The organism is Actinomadura sp., assembly GCF_044508335.1.
In the GTDB taxonomy this organism is placed as follows: Bacteria; Actinomycetota; Actinomycetes; order Streptosporangiales; family Streptosporangiaceae; genus Spirillospora.
Window position 1 is genome coordinate 37,058 of record NZ_JBIQHY010000051.1, and the last position, 6,116, is coordinate 43,173.

Here is a 6,116-nt window from a genome sequence, read left to right on the forward strand (position 1 = left end):
GGAGAACCGCCATCGTCCGGCGGGGCGCCGCCGCCCGGGGGCGGTTCGGGCGGATCGTCGTCGGGGGAGGAGTCGCGGAGAAGCTCGTCGAGGAGCGACTCGTCCAGGCCCGGGGCGTCGAACGGGTCGCGGCGGCGCCGGTGCGGCAGCGCCAGGCGGGCGGCGGCGCGCACGTCCGCGACGGCCACCTCGTCCCGCCCGTGCCAGGCCGCGTGCGCGAGCGCCGCGTTCGCGGTGACGAGGTCGGCGCGCAGGCCGTCCACCTCGAACCCGGCGCACACGGCCGCGATCTGCTCCAGCCGCGCGTCCGGGAGCCGCACACCGGGCAGCCGTCCGCGCGCGGCCGAGATGCGCGCCGCGAGCTCGGCCTCGGCGCCGGCCCAGCGCGCGGCGAACGCCTCCGGGTCCGCCTCGAACGCCAGCCGCCGCCGGACGACCTCCGCCCGCTCCTTCGGCTCCCGCGACGCCCGCACCTCGACGGTCAGCCCGAACCGGTCGAGGAGCTGCGGCCGCAGCTCGCCCTCCTCCGGGTTCATCGTCCCGACGAGCAGGAACCGGGCCGCGTGCCGGATCGACAGCGACTCGCGCTCCACGTAGCAGGTGCCGAGCGCGGCGGCGTCCAGCAGCAGGTCCACCAGGTGGTCGTGCAGCAGGTTCACCTCGTCCACGTAGAGGACGCCCCGGTGCGCCGCCGCGAGCAGCCCCGGCTCGAACGCCTTCACGCCCTCGGTCAGCGCCCGCTCCACGTCCAGCGATCCGGCGAGCCGGTCCTCCGACGCGCCGACCGGCAGCTCCACCAGCGCGGACGGCCGCCGCTCCACCGGGCCGCCCGGATCGTGCGGGCCGTCCGGGCAGGACGGGTCGGGCTCCGCCGGGTCGCACCCGAACCGGCAGCCCGGCACGACGTCCACGGCGGGCAGCTGGGCGGCCAGCGCCCGCACGATCGTCGACTTCGCGGTGCCCTTCTCGCCCCGCACCAGCACCCCGCCGACCCGCGGGGAGACGGCGTTGAGCAGCAGCGCCAGCTTCAGGTCGTCCAGGCCGACCACGGCGCTGAACGGATACAGGGCGTTCAAGGAACCACCTTCCGGTTGACGTGCGCGACCCGCCAGCCGCCTCGGGCGGCGGTGAGTCGCGTGGTGGACAGCGGGGCGAGGTCGATGCGGTCGCCCGCCGGGACGTCCAGCCCCAGGGCGTGGCACAGCGCGGCCCGGATGACGCCCGCGTCGCACACCGCGATGCCCGACGGGCGGCCGCCGAGCCACTCCGCGACCCGCGCCGCGACCGCGCTCCGCGGCTCGCCGCCGGGCGGTGCCGCGTCCGGATCCGACAGCCACCCGTCCAGCGCCGCGGGCTCGACGTCCGCGAACCGGACGCCCGCCCAGGAACCGCAGTCCGCCTCGGCGAGCGCCGCGACGGGCCGCGCGTCCAGGCCCAGCGCCGCGCAGGTCTCGCGGGCGGCCCGCGCCGGGGACGTCCACGCCGCGCCGTCCGGCAGCGCCCCGGCCAGCGCCCTGGCCCTGGCCAGGCCGCCCGCGTCGGCGGGGACCCCTCCGGCGGGGAAGCGGGCCTCCCGCATCCCCGCCGAGGTCGCGTGCCGGACGAACAGCACCCCGTTCAGGCCGGTACCGCGGCGGAACGCGCCGCCCGGTCGCAGAACCACCCGAACAGCGTGCCGAACGACGCCCAGAACACCAGCTGCGTCCCGAGCGAGGTCATGCGGAACTGCCACAGCAGCGTGGCGGGGAACCCGTCGGGCACCTCGTCCACCCCCGGCAGGAGCAGCGACGCGACCGCCACCGGGACGATGAACGCGAGCACCGCCGCGGGCCAGCGCGCCCACGGCCCGCCGGGCACGGCCCGCGACGTCGTCACCGCGATCGCGGTCGCGAGCAGCCCGACGCCGATCATCGCCAGGTACAGCAGCGTCCGGCTGTTGATGGTCTCCGGGTCGCCCACCGCCGGCGGGTTCGCCGGATACTTCAGGAACGGGACGACGATGACGGCGGCGAAGCCGACACCGGCGGCGGCGAGCGCCAGCCCGCCGTCCGACCGCGGGCCGACGCGGCCCCGCAGCCCCGCGTAGACGAGCGCGAACACGCCGCCGACGGCGAGCCCGTACAGCCCGGTGGCGAGGAACAGCCCGGCCTTCTGCGTGCCCCGGCCCACCTCTTCACCGTGCTCGTGTGCCCGCTCGTGCGCCTGCTCGCCCGCACCTTGCGCGTGCTCGTGGGCGGCGGCGTTCTCCAACGCGATCGCCTCGTCGATGCGCGGCTCACCGGCCGCGAAGGCGAAGACGCCCGCGACGAGGCCGGCCAGGAGGCCCAGAAGAAGGCCCCTGACCAGCAGGGTGCGCACCATGCGGCGGCCTAGTGGCAGGGCACGCCGAGCAGGTGCCGCCCGTCGTGCATCAGCTCGTGGAGGTAGCCGCCCGCCTGCGACACGGCGCCGTTGTCCATCAGGACGAGGTAGCCGAGCAGCAGCAGCACGGGCACCGCGAGCAGCCAGGGAACGAGGCGGGTAAGGGGGATGGTTCGAGCGGACAGCGTGCTCACGGAGCCTCCGTAGGGGATCTAGCGCGTCCCGGACTATGAGGTCGCGGCTACCCGAGCGACCTGGCTCCCGGGATCGTCGTCCCGGATACAGTGGCGCGTCCGCACCGGCATCTCACCGGATTTCCCTCGGGCAACCGTGAATCAAGCGAACCGTACGACCTTCCTCTCGGGGTGTCAACAGACGTTCACACGACCGTGCAAGGAGCGCCGTTGAGGGTGAAGGCGCTCGGCGCGCCGGTGTCGCCGGTGTGGGTCGCCTGCAGGCCGATGCTGATCGAGCCGCCCGCCGGGATCGCCGCGTTGTAGGACGCGTTCGTCGCGCTGACCGCGCCGCTCTTCGGCCGGTAGTCCGCGCCCCACCCGGACGTGATCGTCTGCCCGGCGGGCAGGGTGAAGCCGAGCGTCCATCCGTCGACCGGGGCCGATCCGGTGTTGGTGATGGTGATGCTCGCGACCAGGCCCGTGTTCCACGCGTTGACCGAGTAGGCGACGCCGCAGTCGGAGGACCCGTCGTCCGGCGGCTCCGTCGTGCCGCCCTGGTCGAGCCCGAAGAACTCGATCGTCCGCTGCGCCATGCCCGACGCCATGAGGTTGTGGCCCACGCCCTGCAGGGAGTACGCCTCGACCTTGTCGCCGTACCGCGTCCGGGTCCAGCCCTGCCGCGGCTGGTCGGTGGAGGTCGGCGCGGCCGGCAGGCCGTGGACGTTCGTCCACTGGTCGATCTCCTCGCCGAAGTTGGGGTAGCGCAGCGTGTCGTCCGCCGTGCCGTGCCACAGCTGCACCCGCGGCCGGGGACCCGAGTACCCGGGGTAGGCGGACCGGGCGATGTCGCCCCACTCCTGCGGCGTCTTCAGGACGGTCCCGTTGGCGCACGCGCTGTTCCACTCCGAGCCGTCGGCCGTGGCGAAGCACCCGTCCGGCACCCCGGCGAACACCGCGCCCGCCGCGAACACGTCGGGGTAGTTCGCGAGCATGACGTTCGTCATCATCGCGCCGGACGACACGCCGGTGACGAACACCCGGGACGCGTCCCCGCCGTACCGCTGCAGCGTGTACCGGACCATCGACACGAGCCCCACCGGGTCGCTCCCGCCGTCCCGCCTCAGCGCCTGCGGCGACGACACGTCGAAGCAGTTCCCGCTGCGCGTCGCCGACGGGTACACCACGATGAACCCGTACTGGTCGGCGAGCCGCGCGAACTCCGTCCCCGAGTACATCGCCGGCCCGGACCCCGTGCACCAGTGGACGGCCAGCAGCACCGGCGGCCTCTCCTGGACGCGGTCGGGCACGTACAGGTGCATCCGGAGCCCGGTCGGGTTCGTCCCGAAGTCCGTGACCTCCGTCAACGCCGCCGCCGACGCCGGCGGCCCCACCAGCACGGCCAGCGCCGCGGCCAGCGCCGCCACGAGCACACCAAGGGCCCTCACGAGAACCACCGCTTCCTGTTCGCGAGCCGCCCGGCGACCGCCACTATGCGGCCGCCCGCCGGACGCGGACAAGAAGCCTTCCACCGGTTTCACCCGCCGCCGGGAACGAGGTGACAACGGGGCGGCGGACTGCCAGGCTTTCCACGACCCGCCGCTTTCGCGGCGACCGGGTGCTTGGGGCCTGCGCGGCGGCCGCGCGGTACAGGGGACAGGAGGCGACGGCTGTGACCGTCTCTATGGTGAAGGGCCAGCGGATCTCGCTGGAGAAGCCGGGCGGCGCGCTGAGCATGGTCCGTATGGGCCTGGGCTGGGACGCGGTGAAGAAGAAGGGGTTCTTCGGCTCCCGCGAGCGCGAGATCGACCTCGACGCGTCCTGCGTCCTCTTCGCCGACGCCAACCTCGCGGACGTCGTGTACTTCGGCAAGCTCGTCAGCGACGACGGCTCCGTCCGGCACACCGGCGACAACCTCACCGGGGCGGGCGACGGCGACGACGAGTCCGTCATCGTCGACCTGAACCGCCTCCCGGTGCACGTCACCTCGCTGGTGTTCACGGTCAGCTCGTTCAACGGCCAGACCTTCAACGAGGTGGAGAACGCCTTCTGCCGGCTGGTCAACGAGGTGGACGGCGGCGAGCTCGCCCGGTACACGCTGACCGGCGGCGGCGCCCACACCGCCATGGTCATGGCCCGGATCTACCGCCACAACGGCGGCTGGAAGATGAACGCCATCGGCGAGCCGTGCCACGGCCGCACGTTCCAGGACATGCTCCCGGCGATCTCGGCGCACGCCTGACCGCCGATGCTCGAACTCACCCGCGGCGCCAACGCGGCGCTGCCCGCCCGGCGGGTGACCGCGACGGTGTCCTGCGCCGCGCCGGTGGACGTCAGCGCGCTGCTGGTCGGCCCTGACCTGCGCGTCCGCTCCGACGCCGACCTGGTGTTCTTCAACGCCCCGGAGGCGCCGGGCGTCCGCTGGTCCGACTCCGGAGGCCAGCGGGTCGACCTCGACCTGGACGCGGTGCCGGCCGACACCGCGGTGCTGATCGCGGTGAGCCTCACCGGCACGACCGCGTTCGGGTCGGTGCCGCCGCCGCGCATCGGCCTGGCCGCCGGTGCGACCCCGGTCGCGGAGTTCACCGTCCAGGGCCTGGGCGAGGAGAAGGCGATCATCGGGCTGGAGGTCTACCGCCGTGCCGACCGCTGGAAGGTGCGCGCCGTCGGCCAGGGCTACGCGGGCGGCCTGGCCGAACTGGTGGCGGCCCACGGCATAGAGGTCGACGACCCGGGGGACCCGGTGCCGCCGCCCACCCCGGCACCGCGACCGTCCGCCCCGGCGCCGCCGGTGCCGCGAACGGTCCCGCCGCCGCAGACCCCGCCCGCCAACGAGGTCGGCTACTTGGAACGCTGCTGGCTGATCTGGGAGGACGCGAGCCGCTCGCTCGCCGCCTTCCGCTCCGCCACCGAGCACGCGCTGACCGTCCGCAACGAGGAGATCGCCGGGCGCCGCCCCCGCGGGCGCTTCGACGAGCTGATGTCCACCGCGCACGAGCGCCTGAGTTCGGACGCCGCGCAGCTCCGCGACGAGCTGGCCCGGGTGGAGCCGCACGTCCCGGCGGAGGTCGCGCCGTTCGACGCGCCGTCCTGGCTGACCTGGCGGCCCCGCACCGACCTGGCCGACGGCGTCCTGCTCGGCCGCCTGTCCACCGCGGAGCTGCCCGATCTGCGGATACCGCTCGTCCTCCGGCTGCCGTGGCGGCGCGCCGTGTGGATCTCGCAGGGCACGATGCCCGGCGACTCCGCCGCCTACGCCTGGTCGCTGGCCACCCGCTTCCTGGCGGCCGCCCCGCCCGGGCTGGCGGGCCTGGAGGTGATCGACGCGCCGGGCCTGTCGGGCGCGGGCTGGCTGCACGGCTTCGACCCGGGCACGTCCGCCCGGCTGCTGGGCGGCGGCGTCGCCGTCGGCACGGGTGCGGCCGAGCGGATCCGCCGCCTGCTCGACCTGGTCGACCTGCGCCGGATCGGCGGCGAGGAGGACCTGCCCGGCGGCGGCCCGCCCGTCCGCCTGGCGGTGATCCTCGACGCGGGCGCCGCCCTCGACGGCGAGGACGCGCACCAGCTCCTGCGCCTCGCCGA

The 6,116-nt window shown here is 74.9% G+C and carries 7 protein-coding genes and 1 riboswitch; of the genes, 2 read left to right on the forward strand and 5 right to left on the reverse strand.

What is annotated here, in order from left to right; all coding sequences use genetic code 11:
• The 5 genes from ACIWVC_RS18715 to ACIWVC_RS18735 all read right to left on the reverse strand — a co-directional run.
• A partial coding sequence (locus tag ACIWVC_RS18715; RefSeq protein WP_396454380.1) for an ATP-binding protein occupies nt 1–1,076 on the reverse strand: 1,076 nt, incomplete at its 3' end.
• A complete protein-coding gene (locus ACIWVC_RS18720; RefSeq protein WP_396451453.1) occupies nt 1,073–1,663 on the reverse strand; it encodes a histidine phosphatase family protein in 591 nt (196 codons plus the stop codon). The genes ACIWVC_RS18715 and ACIWVC_RS18720, both read right to left, overlap by 4 nt.
• Nucleotides 1,618–2,361, reverse strand: coding sequence for a CbtA family protein (locus tag ACIWVC_RS18725; protein WP_396451451.1), 744 nt, complete (start codon nt 2,359–2,361; stop codon nt 1,618–1,620). The genes ACIWVC_RS18720 and ACIWVC_RS18725 overlap by 46 nt, the downstream gene beginning before the upstream one ends.
• 8 nt (nt 2,362–2,369) lie before the next feature.
• Nucleotides 2,370–2,555 (reverse strand): CbtB-domain containing protein, encoded by a 186-nt coding sequence (locus tag ACIWVC_RS18730; protein ID WP_396451449.1) that lies wholly within the window; start codon nt 2,553–2,555, stop codon nt 2,370–2,372.
• 59 nt (nt 2,556–2,614) lie between these two features.
• A riboswitch (cobalamin riboswitch) is annotated at nt 2,615–2,675 on the reverse strand.
• A gap of 65 nt (nt 2,676–2,740) precedes the next feature.
• The gene (locus ACIWVC_RS18735) at nt 2,741–3,982 is read right to left on the reverse strand and encodes a PHB depolymerase family esterase (protein WP_396451447.1); all 1,242 of its coding nucleotides are present in this window, start codon (nt 3,980–3,982) and stop codon (nt 2,741–2,743) included.
• Nucleotides 3,983–4,206: 224 nt separating this feature from the next.
• Between ACIWVC_RS18735 and ACIWVC_RS18740 the strand changes: the two genes are divergently transcribed.
• Both ACIWVC_RS18740 and ACIWVC_RS18745 read left to right on the forward strand, forming a co-directional pair.
• Nucleotides 4,207–4,776, forward strand: a complete 570-nt coding sequence (locus tag ACIWVC_RS18740; RefSeq protein WP_396451445.1) for a TerD family protein — start codon at nt 4,207–4,209, stop codon at nt 4,774–4,776.
• Nucleotides 4,777–4,782: 6 nt separating this feature from the next.
• Nucleotides 4,783–6,116, forward strand: a 1,334-nt coding sequence (locus tag ACIWVC_RS18745; RefSeq protein ID WP_396451443.1) for a TerD family protein, incomplete at its 3' end; no start/stop codon positions are given.